The organism is Paenibacillus sp. FSL R7-0210 (assembly GCF_038009085.1).
Lineage (GTDB): Bacteria > Bacillota > Bacilli > Paenibacillales > Paenibacillaceae > Paenibacillus_AQ > Paenibacillus_AQ silagei.
Genome location: NZ_JBBPAR010000001.1, coordinates 1,297,797 through 1,324,448, shown reverse-complemented (window position 1 = coordinate 1,324,448; position 26,652 = coordinate 1,297,797). Strand labels below are relative to the sequence as shown.

The window sequence follows — 26,652 nt, the reverse complement described above, 5'->3', positions numbered from 1 at the left end:
AACCCCCGTTCCATAGAATGTATTGTTATCTATGAGCACGGGGGACTATTCATGACTTAACTCTTGAAATAGAAGCTGAGCAGACTGGCTAGCCCGTACGGGTCACGGACCACAATATCATTCGCCCGGAACAGGATGCTGCCAGCCACCTCATCGTATTTCTCATTATATTTGAGCTGGTTGATAATCTGATCTCCGCTCTGCCATTCCGCAGTCTGTTTGGTATCCCCTACCTTGTAGGAGGCAAGACCGATATACAGCTTAACCTTCGTTCCCTTAACCTCGTTCACCCACCAGTCCACCAGCTTATCATAACGGGCGGCGCTGAAGGAGAGGCTCCAATAGACCTGCGGGGCAACATAATCGATCCAGCCGCTCTGAATCCAGGTGCGCACATCCGCATACATGTCATCATAGGCTGACACCCCTGCTGTAGTATCTGAGCCGGTGCTGTCCGCTTTTTTGTTGCGCCATACCCCGAACGGGCTGACCCCGTAAGAGACGGACGGCTTCGCTGCATGAATCTCCTGCCCCAGCTGACGGATGAACTGGTTGATATTATCCCGCCGCCAGTTGCCTTTGCTGCTAATCCCTTGTGTATTGAAGGTCTTGAAGGCCGTATCATCGGCAAAAGCTACATTGGACGGATAGAAATAATCATCCAGATGTACTCCGTCGATATCATACCCTCTGACCACCTCCATCACCGTGTCAATAATATGCTGCCGAGCTTCCGGAATTCCCGGGTTTATGTACAGCTTGTTCTCCGCCTTGACGATCCAATCCGGATGAAGCTTGGCTACATGGTTAGGGGCTAGACTGCTGGTAGAAGCGTCTGTCGTAGCCCGGAACGGATTGAACCAGGCGTGCAGTTGCATTCCCCGGCTGTGGGCACTGCTAACCATATAGGCCAGCGGGTCGTAGCCGGGCTCCTTACCCTGGGTCCCGCTAAGCACCTTGGACCAGGGCACGATCTGAGAAGGATAAAGTGCATCTCCAGACGGTCTGACCTGGACGAATACACTATTGAATCCGGCCGCCTTCAGCTTGTCCAGCAGGCTGTCGAACTCCTTTTTCTGCTTGTCGGGATTGCCTGCCGAAGACGTTGAGGGCCAATCCAGATTATACACGGTGGATACCCAGGCGCCCTTCATCGCCTTACTGGTCTTGGCACCAGGAATGGAAGGTACGGTTGGTGACGGTACCGTTGGTATTGGCACAGATGGCGTAGGTACAGTTGGTGTAGGCACTGACGGAACTGTCGGCGTCACAGGTGTAGAAGGGCCGCCGATCTCCATGCCGGAATATAAGGAGATATGCTTCGTAGCCTGATCCCAGAGTACTTGAAGCCCAAGCTGCTCGCTTACAAACCGCAGCGGCACCATGACCCGGCCCTGTGTGATCTGGACAGAAGTATCCAGACGGACGGCTGTACCGTTAACGATAGCACTTGTTTTGCCGCTGGTCAGCTGCAGTACATTATTATCCTTGCTTATGGTTGCTGTCTTACTGGCCTGATCCCATTTCACACCGGCCCCCAGTCCCTGGCTAATCACTCCAGCCGGCACCATCGTAACATTAGTACGTGTAATATACGGCGGCACATCCGGGTTCAGCGTCTCCCCATCCAGTTCAATGGTGATTTGCACAGAAGCTGCGCGCACACCCGGCGTCCATACAGGCAGACATAGCATAATCACGAGCAGTCCTACGATCCATTTACGGTAATTCATAATTCCTCCCAGGTCTTGAAGTTGTATAGACAAAAAAATAGCCCTCTCGTCCTTGGGTCAGGGAGAAGGCCGTTCTTTTGTAAACGGAATCCTTCCTTAGTAAAAAAGGAACGGTATCCGTTTTGACGTAAAAAAACTGGAAAGGTTGCGCTAATCAAACAAAAAAAGCCACGTTTATGAATCGCTGGCTATCTCATGGTGAATATCGTACAAGGTCTGCACACGCGCTTCATCCCGGCGGAAATACTCCACCAGCGTTTCGATCCGGGTGATGGAATCCCAGCTCAAGTGATGCTCAATGCCTTCAACATCCTTATAAATATGCTCTTGCTGTACCCCAATAATCCCGAGGAACTCCTCCAGCAGCTGATGGCGGTCCACAAGACGTTTCCCCACTTTTTTTCCTTTGCTTGTTAGGACAAGCCCACGATATTTCTCATAGATGAGATATTCGTCCTTATCCAGTTTTTGGATCATCTTGGTCACAGAGGAGGGATGGACTTCCAGCCCCTCGGCAATATCCGAGACCCGCGCATAACCCTTCTCGTCGATGAGCTTATATATGCGCTCCAAATAATCCTCCATGCTGGGTGTTGGCATTCTAGCTTACCTCTTTTCTATAATGAGCGTAACGGTGGGACCGGGCCTTGCTCTAACAATGATACATGCTTCTGCCGCTCCTTGGCAAGTCCTGCCGGTCATCCGCTTCCCCGCTTAGTGATGTTTACCATGATTCCATTCGCCTGCGGATTGGCACAATAACGGTATCCTCATCCCTAAGGAGCGTGAAATTATGAGCATAGTCACACCCGAACGCCCTCCTGCCAAAAGAACGCGCAAGCCTACCGGCCTGTTCATCCCAGAGCTTGTCTTCTTTGAACCTGATGCGCTGAATTATCCCAAAGGGGAGCGGATTATGGAATGGGTCAAGTCCCGCAATATTCCCTACCGCATGACCACCTCGCATAACCGGATTACCAATCTGCCGGGCGAGACAGAAGTCGAGCAATACAAAATCGCCAAACGGACGCTTGTGGTCGGCTTGCGCAAGACGCTCACTTTTGACCAGTCGAAGCCGTCGGCCGATTATGCGATTCCGATAGCCACCGGGTGCATGGGCCACTGCCATTATTGTTACCTGCAGACTACGCTTGGAGCGAAGCCCTACATCCGTGTCTATGTCAACACCGGGGACATCATCGATGCCGCCAAAAAATACATCACCGAGCGTTCCCCGGAAATCACGACGTTTGAAGCGGCCTGTACCTCAGATCCGCTCGGCCTTGAGCATATTACCGGCTCGCTGACGGAACTGATCGAATTCATGGCGAAGGAGCCGCTCGGGCGGCTGCGCTTCGTGACCAAATACCAGCATGTCGAGCCGCTGCTTAAGCTGAAGCATAACGGTCATACCCGTGTACGTTTCAGCGTGAATGCCGACTATGTGATCAAGAACTTCGAGCCGGCCACCTCACGCTTCGAGGAACGGATTGAGGCCGCCGGACAGATCGCCCGTGCCGGGTATCCGCTGGGCTTCATCATTGCCCCTATTATCTGGCATGACGGCTGGGAAGAAGGCTACAGCGAGCTATTAGAGAAGCTGGCGCATGCCCTGCCGCCGGGGATTGGCCAAGGGCTGACCTTTGAAATGATCCAGCACCGCTTCACCAAGACGGCCAAGACCGTCATCGAGAAGCGTTATCCGAAGTCGAAGCTGGAGATGGACATCGAGAAGCGCAAGAAGAAATGGGGCAAATGGGGACAGAACAAATATGTCTACCCGGACGAACAACAAACCGCCCTGCGCGAATTCATCACAGAGCGGATTTTTGAACATTTTCCGGAAGCGGCTATTGATTATTTCACTTAAGCTTAGAAAATTAGCCAGCGCGGCGTGATGCCCTGCAGCCAAATCGTAATGCGGAACATCTGGTCGGTGAACAGCAGGATGCCCATGAATACCATCAGCCCGCCGCCCAGCTTCATCAGCAGGTTGGAGTATTTCAGGATCTTGCGCGCCCCGCCCAGGAAAAAGGCCAGTCCGAAGAACGGCAGTGCAAAGCCGATACTATATGCCGTAATCATCATGAACCACGTTCCCGGATCACTGGCCGACAGCGCGATAATGGCTGTTAGAATCGGGCCGATACAGGGCGACCAGCCTGCTGAGAACCCGATGCCGAAGATGAAAGAGCCCAGGTACCCGGCAGGCTTCCATCTCAGCTCCAGCTTGCGTTCCCGGAGCAGGAACTGCGGCTGGAATACCCCCAACAGGAAGAGACCCATGACAATAATAAGGATCGCCGATAATTGACGGATCAGATCCCGCTGGCCGTTGAAGAATTCACCGAACAAGCCGGCTCCAAAGCCAAGCGTATAGAACACTGCCGAGAAGCCAAGAATGAACGCCAGCGTATGCGAAAGGGTCCGGAGACGGACCTCTTTGCTGTTGCTGCCGCTCTTCAGCTCCTGCACTGATAAGCCGGTAATATAAGATAGATAAGAAGGATAGAGCGGCAGGCAGCAAGGCGATATGAATGACGCCACTCCGGCGGCAAAAGCGATTCCTGCATTCAGGTTGGACACGGGCGCATCTCCTTCCATAGTCGGGGTCACTCGGGTCACTTCATGTAGCAGCAGTACAGATACAGTTATGTAGTTGGTGCTAAGGGCGGCCGGTTATACGCTTGTTTGTTAGGCTGGCAGCCCTTTTTTGCCGATGAGAGTTAGGGTCAATAGTGCAATTAACAGCAGAACAATCGTTGCTCCAGGAGCCAGATTCCATACTCCAGCAATGACCAGTCCGCCAATAACGGCAATCTCGGCAATCGCCACGGACAGAATAACCGAAGACTTGAAGCTCCGTGACAGCAGCAGGCTGATCGCTACAGGAATGGTCAACAGCGCAGAGACCAGCAGCGAGCCCACAATCTTGATCGCCGTACTAATCACCAGAGCCGTTAACACCGTAATCAGCATATTGAGCAGCTTCACCGGAAGTCCGCTAACACTGGCTGCATCCTCCTCGAAGCTGAGCAGGAAGAATTCCTTGAAGAATAAGGTTACGACGACCACAACGGCAATCGTTACGATTCCCACCACGATAAGATCAGTAGTATTGAGCGTATAGATGCTGCCGAACAGATAGCTCATTACATCTGCATTATACCCTTTGCCCAGGGTGAAAAAAAGGGAGGCCAGCGCTACACCGCCCGACATGATGATGGCAATGGACAGCTCGGCGTAGCTTTTATAGGCTTTGCGCAGCTTCTCAATCGCAAATGAGGCCACAACCGCAAAGACCAGCCCCGCCCCGAGCGGATAAAAACCCGTCAGAAAGCCCAGCGCTACCCCGGCAATCGTAACATGCGCCAGCGTATCTCCGATCATAGACAGACGCCGCAGCACCAGAAAAACGCCGATCAGCGGCGCCGTAATGCCAATCATCAGCCCGCCGGCCAGCGCCCGCTGGAAAAAATCACTATACAGGATTTCCAAGATGTATATCTCCTTTACAATTATAAAACCTTTTTCGAAACCTTTTTCGAAACCTTTTTCGAAACCCTTTTCGATCCCTCCCAAACCCTCCCTTCGCCAAGGGAGGGCCCCAAGGGCTCTGCCCTCTGGACACCCGCTAAGTGCAATTGGCGTGGGAGGAGGGGTTGTCGCAGCTTAGGGACGTTGGTGAAAAGAGCGCTTTTCCTCCCTGCGGGATACGCTTTACAGCAGGCGGGATTTACTTACGTCCCAAGACTTTCACCTCATATATTTGACCTGCTGGCCTCAGTAATCAGAGATAAGTGTAGTCTGTGCAACTAAAAACAGTAAAACGGAAGGCTTTCCTCTTCTAATTGTATTCTGTACAACTATATTTGCCCGGATGGCCGAAAATCCAGGTACGAAGGCATTTTAATTGTACGAAATACATCAAAACAGAGATTTGGCGGCGCATCTGACGATTTAGTTGTACGAATTGCAATTAACCCACCCTTTCCCCCTAATCTGGGCACGGCAACCCTCAGCAAGCGAGAGTTAAAAGTAATCCTCACACGTTTAAAACTGATTGCAGAATGTACAACAGAACTATCACTTTTGAGCGTATAATCAGATTCTGTTGTATTTCGTACAATTGATATTGGCAGAAAGGCTGGAAAAAGGTCCATTTCAAAAAATCTAATGTACAAACTGCAACAGAAGAGCAAAAAGGGCAGAAATTCGTGCAATCGATGTACAAAGTACAATAGGCTGCGGTTCGAGCAGTAAAACCGTTAAATGATCAGGGTAACTATCCTCTTATCAGCCAATCTCAACGATCAGGACAACGTATGCTGCAGGTTATCCACAGCACAGTCCTGCACATCATGCGAGTGGCGGCAGTAGAAGTTGATTTTACCGTTCTTCTGGACCGGCTCGCTGCCCAGGTAATTCTTCATCATGTCGATATCATGCGAGACCATCAGGAAGGTCATATGATGATGGGCATGCATGTGCATGATCAGCTCGAAGAAGCCGGCCTGGGTCTCGGCGTCAATGCCGACAGTAGGCTCATCCAGAATCAGCAGATCCGGGTGGTTGATCAGCGCACGGGCCAGGAAGACACGCTGCTGCTGGCCGCCGGACAGCTGGCCGACTCTTTTCTCGGCAATATCCTGAATCCGCATCACTTCAAGCGCATCCTCACACTGCCGGTGCTGGGCCTTCGAGACCCGCCGGATCAGGTTCTTGTTGTTATACAGGCCGGACAATACGACCTCACGGACGGTTGCCGGGAATAGCGGGTTGAACGCATTCTTCTGCGGCACATAGCCGATCCGCTCCCAGTCCTTGAACCTCCGCACCGGCTGGCCGAATAATTTGATTTCCCCGCTGGTGGCAGGCAGCAAACCGACAATCATCTTAAGCAGTGTCGTCTTGCCCGCACCGTTCGAGCCGAGGATACCGAGGAAATCACGTTCTTTTACCGTATAATTCAGATTCGAGATGACCTTCTGTTCCCCGTAGGAGAAGGACAAATCCTGTATTTCGATCATATGCTGATGGCAGTCCAGGGATACCGGTTGCATGTGAAGTACCGCCTTTCACTTATACTTTCCTTATTATTGTAAGGCCAGAATGAGATTTTGCAAATTTTTCTCCATTAAGGTGAAATAATTGTCCCCGTTCTTCTGCTGGGCCTCGGTCAGCCCTTCTACCGGATTCAGCACCATCGTGGATACACCGGTCTCACTTGCCAGTGTCTTAGCCAGCTTATCAGATACAAGCTCCTCGAAGAAAATATAACGGATGCCCTCTGCCTTAACCAGCGCCGCCAGCTTCACCAGATCCTGCCCGCGCGGCTCAGCGTCCGGCGACAGCCCCATTATGGCATGCTGTGACAGTCCATAATCACGCGCCAGATACGAGAATGCCTGATGAGATACGACAATCTCCTTGCCCGGCAGATTGCCCAGCTCTTCGGTGAACTTCAGATCCAGCGCGCTCAGGCGGTCCGCCAGCTTCTGGTAGCGCTCCTCATAGGCTTCAGTATGCGCAGGATCAACGGATTGAAGACTATCCTTGATATTCTTGGCCATCACAAGCGCCGACTTCGGGCTTACCCAGGTATGCGGGTCCGTGTGCAGGCTGTCGCCATGCCCGTCTGCTTCAGCCTCTTCACCTTCATGGCCGTGATCATGCCCATCGTCTTCATCGGTTGTAATTAGCTTCACTCCTTGGCTAACCTCTACAGCCTTGGTCTTACTGTCACCATCGAGGCTCTTGAGGAAATTGGGAACCCAACCCTCCAGCCCGGCTCCGTTATAGAGGAACAGCTGCGCCTTGGAGGTAGCGATGATATCCTGGCTGCGCGGGGTCCAGTCATGCGGCTCTACCCCTACAGGAAGCAGGTTGATAACATTGGCATCTTCGCCGCCGATTTCGGCAGTGAATTCATATATAGGATAAAAAGTAGTTATAACGTTCACTTTTCCTTCCACAATGCTTCCGTTGCTCTTCGGTCCGCATGCGGCCAGCGACAGCGTAAGCAACAGGACAGCGGCGAGCAGCAGCCCTTTTTGCAAGCTTTTTGTAACCATTTCTCTATCGACCCCTTAAATCGTAAAATTTACTATCAGAATTATAATAGTAATCGTTACGATAAGTCAACTCCGATCTGCATTTCGTAGTCTGCAAGCTGCCTTCTACCCGGTTATCTTGGAGCAAAAAGAAGCAATCCCCGCTGCCTGTGGCCTGCGGAGATTGCTGTACGGTCATTATGCGGATGCTCTTGGCATCCTTATTTCACAATCGCTCCGTTCGGCATGCTGTCCGGCACGGTAGCGATAGTCAGCTGCTCGCCCTTGGAAGCGGCCAGGATCATGCCCTGCGACAGTTCACCGCGCAGCTTCACCGGCTTCAGGTTCACAATGCAGATCACCTTGCGGCCCACCAGCTCCTCCGGTGTGTAGAACTTTGCAATGCCGGATACCACTTGGCGCTGCTCATAACCAAGATCCAGCTGCAGCTTCAGCAGCTTATCCGCTTTCTTCACCGGCTCGCAGGCGATGACCTGGGCTACGCGCAGCTCTGCTTTGGCGAAATCGTCGATGCCGATTTCTTCCTTATGCTCCTCTTCCTCCGGATCGGCAGCCGCCGCCTCCGGAGTCACAGCAGCCGCTGCCGGCGCCGCCTCTGCAGCGGCCGGCTTCCCGGCTCCCATCGCTTCGGCGATGTACGCTACTTCCTGCGCCACATCCAGGCGCGGGAAGATCGGGTCGCCCTTCACCAGCTTAGTACCTGCTGGAATCAGGCCGAAGGACCTGCCGCTCTCCCAGGTGGTCAGCTCGCCCGGCTGAATGCCCAGCTGCTCCCAGATCTTCGCCGGAGCGCCAGTCAGGAACGGCTGGAGCAGAATGGACGCGGTGCGCAGTCCCTCCACCAGATGTCTCATCACCGAAGCCAGCTCAGCGCTGCGGCTCTCGTCCTTCGCGAGCACCCATGGCTGGGTCTCGTCAATGTATTTATTCGTCCGGCTGATCAACGCGCCGATCGCAGTCAGAGCTACGGAGAATTCCATTTTCTCCATCGCTTCTTCCACCTTGGCGTAAGTGCTCTGCACCATTGCCTCAAGCTCACCGTCAAATGCGGTAACCTGACCGGCATAAGCCGGAAGCTCGCCGCCGAAATATTTCTCCACCATCGCCCCCGTCCGGTTCAGCAGGTTACCAAGATCATTGGCCAGATCGTAGTTAATCCGGTCCACGAAGCTCTCCGGCGTGAAGGTTCCGTCCGAGCCGAAGGGAACCTCGCGCAGCAGATAATAGCGCAGGGCATCCAGACCGTAGCGGTCAATCAGCGTCACCGGATCAACCACATTGCCCTTGGATTTGGACATCTTGCCGTCCTTCATCAATAGCCAGCCATGTGCGAATACCTTCTTCGGCAGCGGTTCGCCGAGCGCCATCAGAATAATCGGCCAGTAGATCGTATGGAAGCGGACAATTTCCTTCCCGACAATGTGTACATCTGCAGGCCAGTACTTGTCATACAGGCTGCGGTCCTCCGAGCCATAGCCAAGGGCCGTAATGTAGTTGGTAAGGGCATCGATCCACACATAGACTACATGCTTCTCGTCGCCTTTCACCTTAACGCCCCAGTCAAAAGTCGTACGGGATACAGCCAGATCCTCCAGACCCGGCTTGATGAAGTTGTTAATCATCTCGTTCTTACGGGATTCCGGCAGGATAAACTCCGGGTTCTCTTCGTAGAACTTCAGCAGGCGGTCAGCATACTTGCTCATGCGGAAGAAGTAGCTCTCCTCCTTGACCAGCTCCACCGGATGACCGCTGTCCGGACTTTTTCCTCCGGTAATCTTGCCGTCAGCATCTCGTTCAATATCCACCAGCTGGGTCTCGGTGTAGAAGGTCTCATCCGAAATACAGTACCAGCCTTCGTACTCCCCTTTGTAGATATCCCCCTGCTTCAGCAGGCGGTCAAAAATATCCGCAACCACCTTCTTATGGCGCTCCTCCGTGGTACGGATGAAATCATCATTCGAGATGTCCAGCTTCTTCCACAGATCCTTAATGCCGACTACAATCCCGTCCACGAACTCCTGAGGGGTCTTTCCGGCCTTGCCGGCCTTCTCTTCAATCTTCTGCCCATGCTCGTCCGTTCCGGTCAGATAGCGCACCTCATAGCCGCGCAGCCGCTTGTAGCGGGCCATCGCATCACCGGCTACCGTAGAATACGCATGCCCGATATGCAGCTTGTCGCTCGGATAATAGATCGGTGTTGTCAGATAAAAGGTTTTGTTCTCACTCATTACTTCATCATCCCTTCGTTATCCCTAATCGTCCATTTCACACAAAAAACTCCCGCCCCTCTATGGGGCGAGAGTAAACTCACGCGATACCACCCAACATTCCCCGGCTCCTCACAGAGCGCAGGCTTCGTCAGTTCCTTAACGGAACTGTCCATTAACGCTGGAACACGCCGTGCGCTTACGCAGGCCCCGGCTTCAGGCCTTCCGCTCGAACACAGTTCCTCCCGGACCATATTCAATCTGGCGTCCCATACCGGCTCCCAGCAGCCCCGGCTCTCTGTAATGGTGTCCACATCTACTTATCCGTTCCTCGGAATATCACTTATTATTCAAAATATACCCATCCCGGCGGCCTGTGTCAAGTCGTATGCAGCGGCTTGTCCCCGGATGGCTGCTCTTTGCGCGGCGGCACCGGGTCAAGGCCTCCCGGATGGAAAGGATGACAACGGGCGATCCGCCTGGCAGCGAGCCAAGAACCCTTCAGCGGCCCATGGACCTCAATCGCTTCCAGCGCGTAAGCCGAACAGGTCGGGTAGAACCGGCAGGTAGCAGGCTTGAGCGGTGAAATGAACTTGCGGTAGACCCGGATAGGAGCCTGTACCGTTCTTCGTAGGTTAGCCATATTCAGCGTCCCTCTTTGCTACGTGCGGCCCCTGCCGGCTCTTCTTCTCTTCCCTGCTCACAATCCTTGCAGTAGCCGAAGACCTCGAATTTATGCTTGACCACCCGGAACTGATCCGGCGGATCGGTTAGATTCATCGGGCAGAATTGAATCGGGTACGTCTTCATACACTGCAGACAAATCATATGGTGATGATGGTGATCCTGACTGCAGCTTGCCTTGAATTTGACGCCTTCTTCAAATACAATCTGCTCCAGTACCCCCAGCTCCTCCATAACGCGCAGGTTACGGTAGACTGTATCGAAGCTCAGCCCGCTATACTTGCGGCCCATATGCTCATATACATCCTTCGCAGACAAATATCCCGTATTCTCGCCGAATAATTTGGCAAGCGTCTTGCGCTGATCGGTGATTCGCAGCCCCTGCCCCGACATGGCTTCCAGGATTTGATCTGTCGACAGCATTCGCTCATCTCCCATAACATTAGATCGTTTGTGTTGCACTCTCTTTATAATGCCCCAAAAGCACTGCCCCGTCAATAAAAGCGCCTGTTGCCTCCCCGCATCCAGATACTTGCGGCACAATACAAAACGGCAGCCGCCCCCTCAGGAGCGCTGCCGTTTGTATTGTAGAGAAATTATTTTTTCGCCGGAAGCGGCGTGAAGACAAAGTTCACAGGCAGGTTACTGCCGGAGGCGACGGAGAACACAATCTCCACACGCCCTTCATATTCTCCGGTGCGGTAGATGACAGCATTCGTGTCTGAGGATAAGCCTAATACGCCCTTATTGGGCAGGTTCACCATTGTACCGTTTACGATCAACGGCCCCAGATAAGGACCCCCGCGCGGATTGAAGGTGATCAGCGTGTTTGCTGCAACACGATCCAATACGATTTTGTACAGTACCCCGAAGTTACCGGCGTTAGAAACATATGTTCCATTCATTGGATCCATGCCGTCCAGGTTTTTGTCCATTTTATTGTCGCCCAGAAGCAGCTTGCTTTGCGTGGTACCCACCAGATCGGTCACGTTCATGACGCGGGTAGAATCGGGGAAGGTTCCCCGGGTATGCACGCCGTCAATGTCAAGAATCGGCAGATAAGGCAGCTCGGCGACAGGATCTTTGCTCTGCTCCACCATAACTACATTATACTGAATCGGCAGATCACTGAACAGGTCTGCGCTCAGCGACATTACGTCTTTGGGCTTCATGGCGATTTTGTTCAGGTCTGTCATAATCGGAAGACTTTGCCCAGGCTGCAGGGTAATTTGCGATTGGGCCAAGCCGGTAACCATGGAATTGAAGTATTTCTCCATCGATACTTTTCCAGTATATTCCGGTGAGGTCACCGGTCCGGCAATTCCTAAATATTGGATGTTAATAGTTGTCGGATACAGGTTGTTATTCGTTGCAATCACATAGAGCTTCTGTCTGGTAGCCATATTGTTCATATGATGCACCAGGAAGCGCGTATTGCCCACTGAACTCTCCCGGTACAGTACACCTTCCGTCTGAACGGTCTCCGGGCTGTTACTGCGGATCAGGGTGTAGCTTTCGGAAGACAGCGTATACGGCAGGTTAGGGAGCGCCGGAATCATCCCGCCGTCCATACTGATGATATCCCCCGGAATGGTGAACAGCTTCGTTACTTCATCCTGTGTATACAGTTGTTCATTGGTGATTGTAATCATCTTCTCAAAAGTACTGCTAAGACCGTGCTTGTCCGTAACCGTCAGCTGAATGGACAGCGGTCCCGGGGTGAAGTACGCCAGGGAACGATTGTTCCAGGTTGCGGTCAGCTCTTCATTCTCAGGATCATAGCTGGTATCGGTCAGGACTACCGGCTCACCCATTTTGTATTCTTCTTTATCTGTTGTGAATTGGGCTACTGGCGGCTGATTAGGCTGCAGTACCTGAATGGTTACCGGATAAGGGTCACTCCACATGTTGTTGGCATCCCGTACCGAATACATAACCGTATAGAAGCCCGGCTGATCATAGATATTTTGCTTGTTGTCGCTCCAACGCTCTTCAACAATCGGCGTACCGTTCGGGGAAGAGCTGTAGGTAACATAATTCACAGTAGTCTCGCCGGCATAGATTTCTTTGGGCTGAACTGTGAAGGAGGCAGTCGGCTTCGTATTCAGCGTAAGAATAACCCGCTTCTGCACATTGTCCACGGTATAAGGAATATTAAGTGCAGAGGTAATGGACGTTAACGGAATCATGAAGGTGCCTTTGAACTGGTAAGCCGGTCCCTTCATAGTGAACTTGGTACCATTGACGGTATAGATTTTGCTGTCGGTCTTGAACCGCATAATGCTGGTACCCTTGGTCACAATGACCTCTTTGGTTTTGGCGTCATAGGTAAAGGCAACGCCGACCATTTCCACCATTGCGCGGATCGATACGTAGGAGACGCCGTTCTTGACTGCCATCGGCTGATTGGCGGTGTAAGGCGTTCCGTTTCTGAACATCTTGTTGCTGTTCATCATCAGAATAAGCTGGCCTGCCCCTGCAGCAGAGGTAGTAGTCATGCTTGGGGTTACAGGCGTATCCGTTAACGGAGTAGCCGTAGGCACAACGGCATCAGTCGGCACAGTACCGTCCACAGGAGCAGCTGTTGCGCCTGGAACCTCAGTAGCAGCCGGAGCTGGAGTCTCTGTTATTGCTGGAATGCCTTGAACCGGTGATGCTGTAGGAACAGGTGTTGGTGTGGGTACCACTGTACCTGCAGGCGGTTCAGTCATTAACGGAGGCAACGGGTCTGTTGACTCAGGCTGAAGCTGTGTTTCAGAAGTATCCACCGCTGCGGCAACATGGCCTGTTACGGTTTGTGTGCTGACTGGAGCTGCAAAAGCCGGAACGGCTGCTGCTAATTGTGATACAGCTAATACTGTTACCAAGAACATTTTCCTAAAATTCATTGTACGACTCCTTCTGCTCCCATTGTAGTGTATAAGGCAGTATATTTAATGCTTTCTGTCCACCTTATAATCCCCGCAAAAACGCAACCGCCCTCTTCAGGACGTCAGCATATTTTGCCACGTTCATTTTACAAAACATAGTATTAGACGCAAGCAACGGAGAAAAGTTTCATTCTGTGTAAAGAAAGATCTATATAAATCCAATTAGCTCCATTATTAATGGGGTGCCCCCACCTGTCACCAGAAGAGTATAATAGTAGCAGACTTCATGTGAAAGGAGTATTTAAGCTGAAATGAATCCATCTGAAGGGTTATACAAACTTATCGACGCCCGCTGTGTTAATCCGGCTGGATCTGAATCTGAAATACATAAGTCAGACAGGCATACCCTCCTCATAGGAATTAAAGGCAGCGGCGAAGTTGAAGCTAAAGGCTATTGCTCTGAATTTGGTTCTTGCGATGTACTGCTGCTGCTCCCTGATACACCGTGGCGCTTGTTAGTGAAGGAGAAGCACTCTCTGGAATACTGCTGTTTTACCTTTGATGTATATACTATGGACGGACAGCATACGCTTCAGCGCGGAGAGCTGGAGGCCGATATTTTCCCGCCTGCCCTTTGGTCTGAAGCGTTAGCTAAGACTGACCTGATCTGCTCTTGCTGGCAGGGCAGCAGCTGGGACAGAATGGAGTCATCTATCCGTTTCCAGGAATTGCTGCTTCAGTTATGGAGACCAGACAGTCCGGAGACTAAGCATCGCACTCCCTCAACTGCAATAATTGACCAGTCCAAAGCCTATATAGACAGTCATTTCGGGCAGCCCATGACCAGAGAAAAGCTTGCCGAAATGACAGGAATGAGCGTCGCCCATTATTCCCGGCTGTTCAAAAAACAGGTGGGCCGGAGCCCGATGGAATATCTGAATTCTGTCCGCATTCGTCATGCGGGTGATTTGTTGCTCCGCTCTGAAATGACGCTCCGTGACACAGCGCACCATGTAGGCTATCAGGATGAGTTCTATTTCAGCCGTAAATTCAAATCAGCCATTGGTATTTCACCATCTGTATATGTTAAAAAACACCGTATGTCCACTCGTATTGCCTCCATGGCCCATCCCTACACCTCTCATTTGCTGGCATTAGGTTTAACGCCTTATGCGGCATTGATTAATAATTCACGCGGATCTGCCTATAGCTTGAATAACGTTATCAGCTTGGGGGATGATCAGCCCGACCTCGGCAGACTGGCAAATGCCCGGCCGGAGCTGATTATCAGCTTCGAACATTCAGATTATGCGGAACCGGACAAAGCAGGCTTGTTCCCCCATATTGCCCCAACGTGTACCGTGCCATTTGAAGGGGATTGGCGTGAGCATCTCCGGATAATTGCGAGAGCGGTGAACCGTCTGGAGATCGCCCGGCAGTGGCTTGAGGCATACGAAGAGCTGGCTGAGAGTCTTCGGCTCAGTGTCAGAGAAAAGCTGGAGGACGAAAAAGTTGCTGTGGCGCAATATGAGAACGGGTGCTTCCGCCTGTTCGGCAACCGTAACTTGGGTACCGTGCTGTATAAAGATCTGCAGCTTGAGAGACCCCGGCAATTACTGAATGTAGAGCATTCCATTCTTCTTACTCCAGATCAGCTTTCGGAATGCAGCATTGACCATCTGATTCTGTTTACATCGGGTAACTCCGCACAGCGTGATTTGATCCATCGTTCGCTAGCTTCACAAGAAGCATGGAGGGAGTTAAATGCCGTACGAAAAGGAAACGTCTACGAGGCCGCTGATTCAAGTCTCTATTCCTGTTACACCTCGATGGCCCACGATTTATTTCTGCGCCGTTCAAGCGATTTGCTCCTGAGCCATATGTCCAGGCGATGAGCATTTTTGTCCATGGCACCCACCTATGCCACTCCTTATAATTAAATTGTGATAATGATTATCAAAATCAATTGTGAAAGGTGTGTGGCTTGTGTTTCCTTGTACTCGAAAATCCAAACACAAATTTAGCCGTGGAGTCATCGGCCTGCTTGGAGTAATAATGCTGGGGCTAGTCGTTGGATGCAGCAACAGCGGGAATAATGGAGGTTCGGCGGTTGCCGGTTCCACCTCTCCAGTACCTGCCAAGACGGCTGAAAATACGGATACCCGTATCATCTCAACCATTAAGGGAGATATAGAAATTCCGGCACATCCGAAAAAGGTTGCGGGCATGCTTTATGTTTTTGCTGACCATCTGCTGGCACTTGGAATTGAACCTCATGCAATGGTTACATACAACGATTTGGGATTCCCCCAATACCTGTCAGACCAAATGAAGGATACTATCGTTATTGGCTCAGGAGAAGCACCTAACTTGGAAGCACTGCTCGAAGCGGAGCCGGATCTCATTCTTGCTTCTAAGACACTGAACGAAGCGAACTATGAGCAGCTATCAAGGATTGCGCCAACGATACTTTTCGACAATGAAAATGAAGATGATTGGACCCGATTCCGGCAAACGGCAGAAATCTTCGGAAAAGAAACTGTGGCTGATCAGGTCCACGCCGATTATGAATCAAAGATAGCTGCGGTAAGGAACGAATTGGCTGCCACTGCTGCCACTCAGACTGTCGCCTATATGCGAATACAGGACAAGCAATTGCAGTTGATTCAACCGGGAGATAATTTTACGCTCTTCGGCCCTCTGGGACTAACCCCCGCTTCCACAGAAGGTATAGATTTCAAGGACTCATGGAATGTAGCCATCTCCGAAGAAGTACTTCCGGAGCTGAATCCTGACCGTATGTTCATCATTCTTCGCCCAGGTGACAGTAATCAGACGGCTCTGGATAATATTATGAGTACTTCAATCTGGGCCAACCTTACAGCTGTCAAGAACAAACATGTGTATATCGGTGATGCAAATCTGTGGTTTGCCGGCTATGGCCCAATCGGACTAAGCAAGGTTATCGATGAAATTTCGAATGCCTACCTGCCGGAATCGTGAGGGACGAGCCATGACTCCCACTCCTGACAGCCTGCTCATACGAACGATACGCGACAGAAGAACCATACAGGAATTTAATGGAATGCCCATTGCCCGGAGCACACTGCTCAACTTGCTGGACAATGCGGTATGGGCACCTTTTCATTCCAAAAAAGAGCCTTGGCGATTCATCCTGTTCACAGGGGAGGGCCGGACAATATTTGCCGACGCTGTTCTGAAGACACGCCCGGAAGCATTCGTTCAACAATTCGGTGCACAGATACATGATACGTATTGCAGGCGGATTCCGGTCCACCTCATCGTGATCATGCATAGCGCCCTTCCTCCAAAAGCCTGGGAGGAGGCCCTGGCAGCAACTGCCGCTCTGATTCAGAACATTCAGCTGCTGGCCTGGGAACAAGGAATCGGCGTGGTATGGAAGACCACTGCTTTTAATGAAGATTCCTCATTTCGGTCAGCAGCAGGTGTAACTCCTAACGAGAAAATCGTTGGCACCTTGCATATGGGATATTTCGATCCCGAAGACAAGCCTGCTCCAAAACCGCGTACTGCTGCTGTAGACTTGCTGACAGTTATAGAAGGCAATCATTCGGATAATTGTTGACAAGAGATCGTGGCCTGTTCCTGCTTAAAAAAAACAGAGGGCTGTCCCGCAAGGCCATTTCACGGCTTTGCGGGACAGCCCTAATTACTGGAAAAGCAGACTTACTGTGCTTCAGCCGTCCTGAATTTGCTGCGGTATTCCTTGGGGGTCATTCCCGTCTGCTTCAAGAACACCTTGGTGAAATAACGGCGCTCCTGATAACCGACGCCCGAGCTGATGGCCGTGATGCTCTTATCACTGCTGGCGAGCATGAATTTGGCAGCTTCAATCCGCTGCTGGGTGACATATTCCACGAAGGTCACCCCGAAGCGGTTCTTGAACAGGAGGCAGAAATAACTGCTGCTGATGCCAATCGTATTCGCCACCTCATCAATGCCGAGATCCGCATGAAGGCGCTCCGTAATGAACTGTGCGGCCTGGTTCATCAGCTGCTCCGCTGTTTTTTTGGCAGGCTCATCAGCAACAGGCACTTCCTGAAACAACGGGATGCTGTTGTACAACTTATCCTTATACTGCCTGCTGCGAATCCGCGAACCGATCTCCCGCACCTTGTCGCCAAGCTCCCCGTAATGAATTGGCTTGCAGATATACTCCTTCACACCCAGCCGTATGGCTTCACGCGCATAATCGAATTCCTGGTAGCCGCTGAGCAGCAGCACCTCACTTGTAAGCCCCATCTCCCGCAGCTTGCCGATGAATGTCAGCCCATCCATGACCGGCATACGGATATCACAGAGCACCAGATCGGGTGGACAGTCCTCGGCTATGCGCAGCGCCTCCATCCCGCTGCGGGCCATCCCCGCAACCTCCATCCCCATGTCCTGCCAGGGCAGCACAGTGTTGAGATTGCTCAGAATAGGCGCTTCATCGTCAACCAATAATACTTTTAGCATAATGGCCTTCCCCCTGCCCGTATTTCGGAATGACGCACTGGATGATCGTTCCTTCCCCAGAACTTGCACATATGAAAATCCCATATCTGTCGCCGTATTCGATCCGTATCCGGTCCGCAACACTTCGTACCCCTAGCCCTCGCCGCTCCAGATGAATGCCCTGCCCAGGCTTGCTTTCCGGCTGCTGCTCTGCCGCGTCATTCACCATGTATTGAAACATCGATAGCTGGGACGGGGTCATCCCGATTCCGTTATCCTGTATCCGCAGCACCAGATTGCCTTGGGTCTCCCACACCTTGACACTCACGAGACCCTTATACCCGATCCCCTCAAAACCATGCTGAATACTGTTCTCCACCAGCGGCTGGAGCGTAAGCTTCAGAATCCCGCAGCCCAGCAGCTCTGGCGGAATTTCAAGCTCATAATCGAACAGATCCTCGAACCGGAACTTCTGGATATCCAGATAATTGCGCAGATGCTTAACCTCTTCCTCCAGAGTAATCTCATCCCTGTCCTGAATGCTGATCCGCAGAATACTCGCCAGCCGGTAGACCATCTCACTGACCTTGCGTCCTTCATTCTGCACAGCCAGCACATTGATCGATTCCAGGGTATTGAACAGAAAATGCGGCTTGATCTGGGCCTGCAGCACACGCATTTCCGCCTGATTCTTGCGCTGCTGCTCCACATGAACCCGGCTGAACAATGTATTGATTTTGTCCATCAGATCATTGAAGCCTCTGGCCAGCAGCGTCATCTCGTCGTTACCCTTCTCCTCAACACGGGTAGTAAGGTCACCGTCCTCCACCCGGCGCATGAAGCGCACGATCACAGCAATCCCGCCTGTAATCCGGTTCATGAAGAACAGATTGAAGATGACAGCACCCAGGAGGCACAGGAACATCACTACGACGAACCAGCGGGCGAACACCGTCACCTCATGAGACAAAGTATCCCAAGAAGTGATGGAGACCAGACTCCAGGGATACTCCTTGAGATGGTAGACCGACAGAATGCTTTTCTCGCCGCCGAACTGCGTCTTGAAGCTCTGAAAGCCGGGCTTAAACGTAATCTCCTTCGTGGTGAAGCCGCGGAAATCCTGCCCGTCCAGCTGCCTGTCCGGGTCCAGCAGAATCATCCCGTCATCGTTAACCAGCATGAAAGACACCTTCTGGTCGGTGCCGCCAATCTTAAGATTGCGAAAAATCGACTCGAACTCCCAGTTCTTAATCTGCACCACCAGAATGCCGATATTCTGAAAGAAGCTAAGCTCCTTAATCAGCCGGATTTGCGTAAATACAGCCTCCGTCCCGGTCAGCTCAGGGTACTCATGCGGGGCCAGCCATTTCGGAACCCCGTTCAGCTTCATGACCTCCTGGTACAGCTCGCTGCCTTTGAACTTATCATAAGGCAGGGTGCGGAAGTTCTCCTTGTTGAAGACCGACACGATCTCTGAGCTGCCTTTACCGTTGAAATTATACAGGAAAGCATAGCTGATTGACGGATGATTATAGAGCAGACTGCGGAAATTGCGCTGGCTGGCATTCAGGCTGAGCTGCTCGGCATCGGTTAAATCCTGCTTGGAGGGATCATCCGCGCTGAGCGCCATATGAAAGACCGAGGTGGCAATTCCGTTGTCAGTCACATTGTCCATATCCTTGAGCACATTAGAAATGCTGTAGCTGATCGCTTTGAGCGAATATTCGGACTGCTGGCTGTATTTCTTCTCAATGGAATTATAAGTCACGAAGAACATAATCATGCCAAGAATGAACAGCGGAATGATAATCAGGCCTAAGAATGCCGTAAACAATTTGTAGCGCAGATTCATCGGCTGTTGCTCCTGACATGATTGATATTATCCTTTTACACTGCCTGCGGTGACGCCTTCAATAATCTTCTCTTGCAGAACCGCATAAATCACTATAACCGGAACCACACTGTAGACAATCCCCGCCGACATCTGTGCGTAATTCATCTGATACTGATCGCGGAACTGGACCATCCCCACCGGGAGCGTACGCAGCTCGTCATTGGAGAGAAAATAGTTGGCCAGCAGGAACTCATTCCAATTTCCCAGGAAATTAACAATGAATACCGTAACCATCGCCGGAACTGTCAAAGGTACAATAATTCTAGCAAATATACCCGGGGCCTTCAAGCCATCCATGACCGCCGCTTCTTCAATTTCACTGGGCAGCGAACGCATGAAGGCCGCCAGAATAATGATCGTGAACGGAATCGCATTGGCAATGTAAGGAATGATGAGCGCCCAGTGGGTATTGAGAATATGCAGCTTGCGGACAATCGTATAGATGGGCAGCATCAGCGCATTATTCGGAATCAGCATCCCGATCAGGACCAGCGAGAAGAGAATGCCGTTCCACTTCCCTTGGCGCATCCGCGTGACCGCGAAGGCGAACATAGACGCCAGCAGAATAGACACTACAGAGGCCAGAACCGAAATATATAAGCTGTTGAAAAAATAAGTGCTGATCTTGGCATTCACCCACGCTTCCACATAGTTGGACCATTCGAAGTTCTTCGGAATGCCGAAGGGGTTGAGGGCAATCGCATTATTATCCTTCTTCACCGAAGAGAAAAGGACAAAGAGGAACGGAAACAGCACAATCACCAGATACCCTAGCAGGGCGATGTGCGGCAGACTTTTTTTCAGCGCGCGCGGCATCAGTATTCAATCCTTTCCGTACGGCGGGCAAACACCAGCTGGTAGAGGGCGGTTACCACGAGTGTGAACAAGAAGATCAGAACAGCGATCGTATTGCCGTACCCGTATTTGAAGTTGGTAATCGCATACTTAATCATATAGGTGGCCATCACCTCGGTTGAACCCGCAGGACCGCCCTTGGTCATAACAATGACGATATCGGCAGCCTTCATCGCTCCGGCAATGGAGAGCATAATCACCACCGAGATGATCGGTACGATCAGCGGCAGAGTGATGCGTGTAGCCCGCTGGAACCCTGTAGCGCCATCGATGGCCGCTGCTTCATCCAGCTCACCGGGAATGGAGAGAATCGCCGCCAGTACCATTACAATGTAGAATCCGGTCCACTGCCAGGCGTTCGTAATCAGAATTGACAGCATGGCGAAGCGCTCATCCGACAGCCAGTAGACCGGCTCAATGCCGACAAGGCCAAGCACTTTGTTGAACAAGCCAATATTCGGCTCATAGATGAAGCCCCAGAGAATCCCGATAACCGCTGTAGACATAATGGATGGCATGAATACCGCCGTCTTGTACAGTCCCTTCAGCTTCTTCACATTCGCAATCAGTAAGGAGAAGAACACAATCAGCGGCACCTGTATGCCTACGGAGAAGAGAATGAACCACCCGTTATTTTTCACAGAAATCCAGAAGCGTTCATCTCCCAGCGCTTTCTTGAAGTTGTCCACTCCGGCGTATTTGACCGTCTCGGATACACCGTTCCAGCTGGTGAAGCTATAGTAGATCGAGCTGAAGATGGGATAGATGAAGAACATTACGAACAGCACCAGTGCCGGAATAACGAACAGAATGAACACCAGAGGATTTCTCAGTGCCTTATTCATAGCTACCTCCATATTGCTTTTCTTTTGAAAAATGCACCCTGGAGCAAGCACCAGGGCACATACAGTTCACCGCTTCTTATTCCACAGCTGCATTGGCCTCTTCCTGTATCTTCTGAAGCGCTTCGCCCATCTTCTCAGGAGTCGTCTGTCCGCCGATCAGGCTCTGAATCTGGATATTACTGATTTCAGTGGTGACATCCGCCTGCACCAGCGAATCAAAGGCCGGGAAGGACGACTGGGAGCTATTCAATACAGCGACAATCTCACTCATCAGATCATCCGTAATGTTCTTGTTCAGCACAGCCTGATCGATCTTCATGGCAGGCAGGACTCCGTCCTCTACCAGACCGCGCAGTTGCATCTCTTCATTGAACATATTCTTAATGAAGGATTTCACTGCTGCAAGCTGCCGCTCATCTTCACCCGCCGAAGCGGAGAAGCCATAACCGTTGTTCACATCGCGCATCAGCGCCGTCTGATCCCCCACTCCGCCTTCAACAGCCGGAATATTGAAGAAGCCGACCTTGCCGATTAGACCTTCGCCGGATTGGCCGGCTTTGAACACGGAAGACTTCCAGGTCCCGTCATACATCAGGATGGCTTCACCGCTGGTGAACTGGGTCGTATATTCAGCATATTCGAAGCCCAGCTCTCCCTTCTTGAAGTAGCCTTTATCCACCCATTCCTTATATTTCGCCAAGCCCTTGATAACATTCGGATCATTCCACTTCGCTTCACCGGTAGCGAACTTCGCGGTCACATCCGGTCCGGCATAACGGGACCAGAGATGGTTGGCCAGCATCAGCGGTACCCAGCCTGCTTTGGAGGCACCGGCCATCGGCACTTTACCATCTGCTTTAATATCAGCCAGTTGCTTCTCCAGTTCGGCGAAGGTTGTCGGAGCCTTCCAGCCCTTGCTGGTATAGTATTCTTTATTATAGAAGAACCCCTCTCCGGAGCCGCCGATCGGCAGACCGTAAATCTTACCTTCATAGGTGAACGGGTCCAGATTAGAGAATTTGTCTTTGATGCCTAATTCATCAAGGATCGGGGTCAGGTCCAGCAGCTTGCCTTCTTTGGCATAGATCTTGGAGTCCGGGCTGCCGAACAGGTCGAAGATCTCCGGAGGGTTACCGGCCGCCATTTCACCGCGCAGCTTCTCCTTACGGTTCACATCCGAATCTACTCCATCAAGCTTGAAGGTCAGTCCAGGCACATCCGCCTGCACCTTGCCCACCACATCCTCCAGAATAGCCAGTCGTTTCTGTTTGTCCGCTCCAACCTGGGTATGACGGATCGTCATTTCAAAAGGCTCAGCATTAGCCGGTTCTTCCGTTGCGGCAGCATTGGTAGCAGCAGCCTCATTCGTTGCAGCAGGCTCTGTCGTCGGAGACGCATTATTCTTGTTGCCTCCACAGCCAGCCAGCAGCGCCGAGCTAACGAACATCAGGGACAACAGCAGTGTTAGACTTTTTCTCATTACGGGTGACCCTCCCTATTTCATGATTTCCCTTACAACTCTAATTATAGAAAATCACATTTGTAATCGTAAGGTTAAGATTTATCTTCAATAGGGATAAAATCCTCTAATGGAAGCGGATTCAGTCAGGTTTCCTGACATAGAAAAAAGCGAAACTCCTCAGAATAGAAGCTCCGCTTTCGAAATTATTATATGCAATTAGACCAATGCGGTCTGCATACGGCCTTCTTCAATCAGCCGGTACGCACGCTGCACTTCTTCATCGGAAGGTGACTCTACCCCTTCAAGCTCATAGGGACGGCCAAGCTCCTTCCATTTGTAGATGCCCATTACGTGATAAGGCAGGATTTCGAACTTCTCTACTCCATTAAGTGTGCCAATGAACCGTCCAAGATTCTGTAGATCCTCTTCCTTGTTGTGAATGCCTGGAACATAGACATGGCGAATCCACATTTTACGGTTATTATCGGATAACCAGCGGGCCAGCTTCAAGGTACGGTCGTTGGACTTACCGGTCAGCTTGATATGCGCTTCATCATCAATATGCTTCAGGTCCAAGAGCACCAAGTCAGTAACATCCAGCAGGTCGCTGATTTTCGATCCATCATTATAGCCGTTGGTATCAAGCGTGGTATGCAGATTCCAGCGTTTCTTCACCTCGGTGAACAGTTGCTTCACGAAATGCGCCTGGAGGGTTGGTTCACCGCCGGATACGGTCAGGCCGCCGCCGGACGTTTTATAATAATTCAGGTAAGGCTCAATTTCCGCCAGTACTTCCTCGACGGTCATTTCCTTGCCTTCATTGAGTTCCCATGTATCCGGGTTGTGGCAGTATTGACACTTGAGCAGGCAGCCCTGCATAAAAAGCACGAAGCGGATACCCGGGCCATCCACCGTTCCAAACGTCTCCAAAGAGTGGATATGTCCTTTAAGCATGAGATGTCATCCTTTCGAAAAAAACTTAAAATTTTAACCACTTTCAGACAAGAGTGTACCGCCCTCTTGCAAGGGCGGCAGCTCTTTGATTGATTTCAGTTCTTGTAGAACAAGAATGCTTCTTACATGGAATCGTGGAATGTACGGTTGATAACATCCATCTGTTGTTCACGGGTCAGCTTGATGAAGTTAACAGCATAGCCGGATACGCGAATCGTCAACTGTGGATAGTTCTCTGGGTGATCCATAGCGTCAAGCAGCTGCTCACGGTTAAATACGTTAACGTTCAAGTGCTGAGCGTTATTGTGGAAGTATCCGTCCATCATGAAGACCAGGTTGGACTTACGGGAATCTTCGTCTTTACCCAGCGCCTTAGGAACGATGGAGAAGGTATTCGAGATACCATCCTGTGCATCGGAGTAAGGAAGTTTGGCAACAGAGTTCAGGGATGCCAGGGCGCCCTTCTTGTCGCGTCCGTGCATTGGGTTAGCACCAGGAGCGAATGGTTCGCCTTTTTTACGTCCATCAGGAGTAGTACCAGTCTTTTTACCATATACAACGTTCGAAGTGATAGTCAGTACCGATTGAGTCGGCACAGCATCACGATACGTTTTGTTTTTGCGGATCATCGACATGAAGGTTTCAACCAGCTCAACAGCAATGCCATCAACAGCGTCGTCGTTGTTACCGTAGCAAGGGAATTCGCCCTCAGTTTCAAAGTCGATAGCAATGCCTTCTTCGTTGCGGATTGGCTTAACCTTAGCGTATTTGATTGCGCTCAGGGAGTCAGCAGCAACGGACAGTCCGGCAATACCGCAAGCCATAGTACGCAGAATGTCGCGGTCATGCAGCGCCATTTCGATACGTTCGTAGGAATATTTGTCATGCATATAGTGAATGATGTTCAGCGTATTGACATAAGTCTTAGCCAGCCATTCCATCATTGGTTTGAAGCGTTTCATTACTTCATCATAATCCAGGTATTCAGAAGTGATCGCAGGATATTCAGGACCTACCTGAGCACCGGATTTCTCATCTTTACCGCCATTGATCGCATATAGCAGAGCCTTAGCCAGGTTGGCACGGGCACCGAAGAACTGCATTTGCTTACCGATACGCATTGGGGATACGCAGCAGGCAATCGCATAATCTTCACCCCAGTATGGACGCATTACATCATCGTTCTCATATTGGATAGCGCTGGTCTCAATAGATACTTTGGCACAATATTTCTTAAAGCCTTCAGGAAGCTTCTCGGACCACAGTACAGTCAGGTTTGGTTCTGGAGCAGGTCCCAGATTGTACAGGGTATGCAGGAAGCGGAAGCTGTTCTTGGTTACGCGGGTTGTGCCGTCTTCAGCCATACCACCGATGGATTCTGTAACCCAAGTTGGGTCGCCGGAGAACAGGTCGTTATAGTCAGGCGTACGCAGGAATTTCACGATACGCAGCTTCATTACGAAATGGTCAACAATTTCTTGAGCTTGCTCTTCAGTCAGAGTACCTTCTTCAACGTCGCGTTGAACATAGATATCAAGGAAGGAAGATACGCGTCCAAGGGACATTGCCGCACCATTCTGTTCTTTAACAGCTGCCAGATAACCGAAATATACCCATTGTGTAGCTTCTTTGAAGTTCGTAGCCGGTTTGGAAATATCCATACCATGAGCTGCAGCCATTTGTTTCAGTTCGCCAAGAGCACGCATTTGCTCGGACAGCTCTTCACGCAGACGGATAACATCTTCTGTCATGGAGTCAACTTCAAGCTCAGCCAGTTGCTGCTTCTTGTCTTTAATCAGGAAATCAATACCATACAGAGCAATACGGCGATAGTCGCCGATGATACGTCCGCGGCCATAAGCATCAGGAAGACCTGTGATTACGCCCGATTTACGCACAGCTCTCATATCTGGTGTATATGCATCAAATACGCCTTGGTTATGCGTTTTGCGGATGTTCGTGAACATGTCAACGATATTCTGCGGAAGCTCGAAGCCATAAGCCTTAGTAGCATCGATCATCATCTTGATACCGCCGAACGGCTGAATGGAACGTCTGAAAGGCGCGTCAGTCTGAACGCCGACAATCTGTTCCTTATCCTTGTCAATGTAGCCAGGAGCGTGGGAAGTGATGGTGGAGACAGTATCGAGGGATACATCCCATACGCCGCCTCTTTCTCTTTCTTCCTTGCTCAGCTGGGAGATAATCTTCCACAGTTCAGTTGTATTGCTGGTAGGTCCAACCAGGAAATCTTCAGTTCCTTCATAAGGCTTGATGTTCTTGGCAATAAAGTTGTTAACGTCAACTTTCTTGGCCCAGACACCTTTTGTGAAATTTCTCCAACCTGATTTTGCTTCTAATACTTCTTTTTCAATCACCGACATGCTAAATCCCTCCATTTATATTTATTATATTTGTAGAGATCGCGGGCTTGAAGGTTAATCCCGTGTCTCGTGATCCCGAGGCTAATAGTTGTTATAAAATTCACAATCACATCTTCATAACGGGGATCGTTGTCTATATAAACATTTTAGTTTATTTTCTGAAAAAGGACTGTGACAAATATCACTCTTTCGGTGATATTTGTCACTTCCA

General features: G+C 50.9%; 21 protein-coding genes. 4 read left to right on the top strand and 17 right to left on the bottom strand.

Annotated elements, in window-relative coordinates; translation table 11 throughout:
• Positions 1-56: 56 nt before the first annotated feature.
• Entirely contained in the window at positions 57-1,733 is a 1,677-nt protein-coding gene (locus MKY64_RS05515) for a family 10 glycosylhydrolase (RefSeq protein ID WP_036731906.1), read from the bottom strand.
• 174 nt (positions 1,734-1,907) lie between these two features.
• Positions 1,908-2,333, bottom strand: coding sequence for a transcriptional regulator MntR (gene mntR, locus MKY64_RS05510; protein WP_036698430.1), 426 nt, complete (start codon positions 2,331-2,333; stop codon positions 1,908-1,910).
• Between the two features lie 199 nt (positions 2,334-2,532).
• On the opposite strand from mntR, the gene splB reads away from it, so the two are divergent.
• The gene (gene splB / locus MKY64_RS05505; RefSeq protein ID WP_340958026.1) at positions 2,533-3,603 is read left to right on the top strand and encodes a spore photoproduct lyase; all 1,071 of its coding nucleotides are present in this window, start codon (positions 2,533-2,535) and stop codon (positions 3,601-3,603) included.
• Between the two features lie 2 nt (positions 3,604-3,605).
• On the opposite strand, the gene MKY64_RS05500 is transcribed toward splB, so the two are convergent.
• The 8 genes from MKY64_RS05500 to MKY64_RS05465 all read right to left on the bottom strand — a co-directional run bounded on the left by MKY64_RS05500 (position 3,606) and on the right by MKY64_RS05465 (position 13,586).
• Entirely contained in the window at positions 3,606-4,337 is a 732-nt protein-coding gene (locus tag MKY64_RS05500; RefSeq protein WP_442792684.1) for a cytochrome c biogenesis CcdA family protein, read from the bottom strand.
• Between the two features lie 90 nt (positions 4,338-4,427).
• On the bottom strand, positions 4,428-5,231 hold the full coding sequence (locus MKY64_RS05495; protein WP_036731899.1) for a metal ABC transporter permease: 804 nt from the start codon (positions 5,229-5,231) through the stop codon (positions 4,428-4,430).
• Positions 5,232-6,046: 815 nt separating this feature from the next.
• Complete coding sequence (locus MKY64_RS05490) at positions 6,047-6,796, bottom strand: metal ABC transporter ATP-binding protein (RefSeq protein ID WP_036731897.1); 750 nt, start codon at positions 6,794-6,796, stop codon at positions 6,047-6,049.
• Between the two features lie 33 nt (positions 6,797-6,829).
• Positions 6,830-7,807, bottom strand: a complete 978-nt coding sequence (locus MKY64_RS05485) for a metal ABC transporter solute-binding protein, Zn/Mn family (RefSeq protein ID WP_036731895.1) — start codon at positions 7,805-7,807, stop codon at positions 6,830-6,832.
• Positions 7,808-8,007: 200 nt separating this feature from the next.
• Entirely contained in the window at positions 8,008-10,035 is a 2,028-nt protein-coding gene (metG, locus tag MKY64_RS05480; RefSeq protein WP_340951446.1) for a methionine--tRNA ligase, read from the bottom strand.
• Between the two features lie 358 nt (positions 10,036-10,393).
• Positions 10,394-10,657 (bottom strand): membrane protein insertion efficiency factor YidD, encoded by a 264-nt coding sequence (gene yidD, locus MKY64_RS05475; protein ID WP_036698448.1) that lies wholly within the window; start codon positions 10,655-10,657, stop codon positions 10,394-10,396.
• Positions 10,658-10,659: 2 nt separating this feature from the next.
• Complete coding sequence (locus tag MKY64_RS05470; protein WP_036731890.1) at positions 10,660-11,121, bottom strand: Fur family transcriptional regulator; 462 nt, start codon at positions 11,119-11,121, stop codon at positions 10,660-10,662.
• A 173-nt stretch (positions 11,122-11,294) separates the two neighbouring features.
• On the bottom strand, positions 11,295-13,586 hold the full coding sequence (locus MKY64_RS05465) for a copper amine oxidase N-terminal domain-containing protein (RefSeq protein ID WP_340951443.1): 2,292 nt from the start codon (positions 13,584-13,586) through the stop codon (positions 11,295-11,297).
• Positions 13,587-13,879: 293 nt separating this feature from the next.
• Between MKY64_RS05465 and MKY64_RS05460 the strand changes: the two genes are divergently transcribed.
• The 3 genes from MKY64_RS05460 (at position 13,880) to MKY64_RS05450 (ending at position 17,175) form a co-directional block, all read left to right on the top strand.
• Positions 13,880-15,463, top strand: coding sequence for a helix-turn-helix domain-containing protein (locus MKY64_RS05460; RefSeq protein WP_036731888.1), 1,584 nt, complete (start codon positions 13,880-13,882; stop codon positions 15,461-15,463).
• A gap of 91 nt (positions 15,464-15,554) precedes the next feature.
• On the top strand, positions 15,555-16,571 hold the full coding sequence (locus tag MKY64_RS05455) for an iron-siderophore ABC transporter substrate-binding protein (protein ID WP_340951438.1): 1,017 nt from the start codon (positions 15,555-15,557) through the stop codon (positions 16,569-16,571).
• Positions 16,549-17,175: a nitroreductase family protein gene (locus tag MKY64_RS05450; RefSeq protein ID WP_442792683.1), complete on the top strand. Its 627-nt coding sequence runs from the start codon at positions 16,549-16,551 to the stop codon at positions 17,173-17,175. The genes MKY64_RS05455 and MKY64_RS05450 overlap by 23 nt, the downstream gene beginning before the upstream one ends.
• A gap of 101 nt (positions 17,176-17,276) precedes the next feature.
• On the opposite strand, the gene MKY64_RS05445 is transcribed toward MKY64_RS05450, so the two are convergent.
• The 7 genes from MKY64_RS05445 to pflB all read right to left on the bottom strand — a co-directional run bounded on the left by MKY64_RS05445 (position 17,277) and on the right by pflB (position 26,441).
• Positions 17,277-18,068, bottom strand: a complete 792-nt coding sequence (locus tag MKY64_RS05445) for a response regulator transcription factor (protein WP_339310497.1) — start codon at positions 18,066-18,068, stop codon at positions 17,277-17,279.
• Positions 18,046-19,899 (bottom strand): cache domain-containing sensor histidine kinase, encoded by a 1,854-nt coding sequence (locus MKY64_RS05440; protein ID WP_340951431.1) that lies wholly within the window; start codon positions 19,897-19,899, stop codon positions 18,046-18,048. Before MKY64_RS05440 ends, MKY64_RS05445 begins: the two co-directional genes overlap by 23 nt.
• Positions 19,900-19,926: 27 nt before the next feature.
• Positions 19,927-20,757: a carbohydrate ABC transporter permease gene (locus tag MKY64_RS05435; RefSeq protein ID WP_340951429.1), complete on the bottom strand. Its 831-nt coding sequence runs from the start codon at positions 20,755-20,757 to the stop codon at positions 19,927-19,929.
• On the bottom strand, positions 20,757-21,641 hold the full coding sequence (locus MKY64_RS05430; RefSeq protein WP_036731879.1) for a carbohydrate ABC transporter permease: 885 nt from the start codon (positions 21,639-21,641) through the stop codon (positions 20,757-20,759). The genes MKY64_RS05435 and MKY64_RS05430 overlap by 1 nt, the downstream gene beginning before the upstream one ends.
• A gap of 76 nt (positions 21,642-21,717) precedes the next feature.
• Positions 21,718-23,121, bottom strand: coding sequence for an ABC transporter substrate-binding protein (locus tag MKY64_RS05425; protein ID WP_339310501.1), 1,404 nt, complete (start codon positions 23,119-23,121; stop codon positions 21,718-21,720).
• 198 nt (positions 23,122-23,319) lie between these two features.
• Positions 23,320-24,057: a pyruvate formate-lyase-activating protein gene (gene pflA, locus MKY64_RS05420; protein ID WP_036731876.1), complete on the bottom strand. Its 738-nt coding sequence runs from the start codon at positions 24,055-24,057 to the stop codon at positions 23,320-23,322.
• 122 nt (positions 24,058-24,179) lie between these two features.
• A complete protein-coding gene (gene pflB / locus MKY64_RS05415) occupies positions 24,180-26,441 on the bottom strand; it encodes a formate C-acetyltransferase (RefSeq protein ID WP_076079923.1) in 2,262 nt (753 codons plus the stop codon).
• Between the last annotated feature and the right edge of the window lie 211 nt (positions 26,442-26,652).

Excerpts from the sequence above, each read along its gene's own strand:
- MKY64_RS05425 (WP_339310501.1), bottom strand. The coding sequence starts at position 23,121 with ATGAGAAAAAGTCTAACACTGCTGTTGTCCCTGATGTTCGTTAGCTCG.
- metG (WP_340951446.1), bottom strand. The coding sequence starts at position 10,035 with ATGAGTGAGAACAAAACCTTTTATCTGACAACACCGATCTATTATCCG.
- pflB (WP_076079923.1), bottom strand. The coding sequence starts at position 26,441 with ATGTCGGTGATTGAAAAAGAAGTATTAGAAGCAAAATCAGGTTGGAGA.
- MKY64_RS05500 (WP_442792684.1), bottom strand. The coding sequence starts at position 4,337 with ATGGAAGGAGATGCGCCCGTGTCCAACCTGAATGCAGGAATCGCTTTT.
- pflA (WP_036731876.1), bottom strand. The coding sequence starts at position 24,057 with ATGCTTAAAGGACATATCCACTCTTTGGAGACGTTTGGAACGGTGGAT.
- MKY64_RS05470 (WP_036731890.1), bottom strand. The coding sequence starts at position 11,121 with ATGCTGTCGACAGATCAAATCCTGGAAGCCATGTCGGGGCAGGGGCTG.
- MKY64_RS05515 (WP_036731906.1), bottom strand. The coding sequence starts at position 1,733 with ATGAATTACCGTAAATGGATCGTAGGACTGCTCGTGATTATGCTATGT.
- MKY64_RS05465 (WP_340951443.1), bottom strand. The coding sequence starts at position 13,586 with ATGAATTTTAGGAAAATGTTCTTGGTAACAGTATTAGCTGTATCACAA.
- MKY64_RS05485 (WP_036731895.1), bottom strand. The coding sequence starts at position 7,807 with ATGGTTACAAAAAGCTTGCAAAAAGGGCTGCTGCTCGCCGCTGTCCTG.
- yidD (WP_036698448.1), bottom strand. The coding sequence starts at position 10,657 with ATGGCTAACCTACGAAGAACGGTACAGGCTCCTATCCGGGTCTACCGC.
- MKY64_RS05440 (WP_340951431.1), bottom strand. The coding sequence starts at position 19,899 with ATGAATCTGCGCTACAAATTGTTTACGGCATTCTTAGGCCTGATTATC.
- MKY64_RS05450 (WP_442792683.1), top strand. The coding sequence starts at position 16,549 with ATGCCTACCTGCCGGAATCGTGAGGGACGAGCCATGACTCCCACTCCT.
- mntR (WP_036698430.1), bottom strand. The coding sequence starts at position 2,333 with ATGCCAACACCCAGCATGGAGGATTATTTGGAGCGCATATATAAGCTC.
- MKY64_RS05435 (WP_340951429.1), bottom strand. The coding sequence starts at position 20,757 with ATGCCGCGCGCGCTGAAAAAAAGTCTGCCGCACATCGCCCTGCTAGGG.
- MKY64_RS05490 (WP_036731897.1), bottom strand. The coding sequence starts at position 6,796 with ATGCAACCGGTATCCCTGGACTGCCATCAGCATATGATCGAAATACAG.
- MKY64_RS05430 (WP_036731879.1), bottom strand. The coding sequence starts at position 21,641 with ATGAATAAGGCACTGAGAAATCCTCTGGTGTTCATTCTGTTCGTTATT.
- MKY64_RS05460 (WP_036731888.1), top strand. The coding sequence starts at position 13,880 with ATGAATCCATCTGAAGGGTTATACAAACTTATCGACGCCCGCTGTGTT.
- MKY64_RS05445 (WP_339310497.1), bottom strand. The coding sequence starts at position 18,068 with ATGCTAAAAGTATTATTGGTTGACGATGAAGCGCCTATTCTGAGCAAT.